The organism is Alkalihalophilus lindianensis (assembly GCF_032843265.1).
Taxonomy (GTDB): domain Bacteria; phylum Bacillota; class Bacilli; order Bacillales; family Bacillaceae_D; genus Alkalihalophilus; species Alkalihalophilus lindianensis.
Genome location: NZ_JAWJBA010000919.1, coordinates 1 through 242 on the forward strand (window position 1 = coordinate 1; position 242 = coordinate 242).

Annotated in this window: 1 protein-coding gene; it reads left to right on the forward strand. The window is 46.7% G+C overall.

The window, feature by feature from the left end:
- Positions 1 to 242 (forward strand): gamma carbonic anhydrase family protein (locus RYX56_RS24795; protein WP_369293575.1); only part of this gene is annotated, 242 nt, incomplete at both ends.

The window sequence follows — 242 nt, forward strand, 5'->3', positions numbered from 1 at the left end:
ATTTATACGAAGGGGTCCCTGTTATTGTTGATGACGATGTTACGATCGGCCATAATGTTATTTTGCACGGCTGTAAAGTAGGCAAGCGTTCGATTATCGGGGTGGGGTCGGCAGTATTAGATAATGTTGAAGTCGGCGAAGAATGTATTATTGGTGCCAACACATTGCTTGCTGGCGGCATCAAAATTCCGCCGCGTTCACTTGTACTCGGTTCTCCCGGCAAAGTCGTTCGTGAATTAACG